The sequence below is a fragment of the Kurthia senegalensis genome, assembly GCF_000285595.1.
In the GTDB taxonomy this organism is placed as follows: Bacteria; Bacillota; Bacilli; order Bacillales_A; family Planococcaceae; genus Kurthia; species Kurthia senegalensis.
In genome coordinates, this window is sequence record NZ_CAEW01000057.1 from 1 (window position 1) to 320 (window position 320).

The following is a 320-nucleotide window of genomic DNA, read 5'->3' on the forward strand; positions in this document are numbered from 1 at the left end:
TATTTGATTATACTCAGCGGCTAAATGTAAAACCGTCCCAACTGGAGTATAGGCATGCATTACATCCTCGTTATTTTCGACTAACTGTTTCAAGATGTCTAACTGACCTTCTTTAATGGCTTTTTGTACCGTTTGGTTTAATAGCGGGTTGTTCGGTGTTTCTTTTTCCATTTTGAAACGTCTCGATTTTATCCATTGTCGCATTTTAGTGTATATGTATGACTTCAACTTAATTCCATCTCCTTTTGATGATTAATAGTTCTATTATGAAATTCATCGAGAAAGCATCGACCCTTTCGCAAAAAAATGATACATTTTTG

General features: G+C 34.7%; 1 pseudogene. It reads right to left on the bottom strand.

Going from position 1 to position 320, the window contains the following annotated elements:
• Positions 1-228, bottom strand: a pseudogene (locus tag KSHG_RS15605) (hypothetical protein); the annotation flags it as partial.
• Positions 229-320 lie beyond the last annotated feature (92 nt).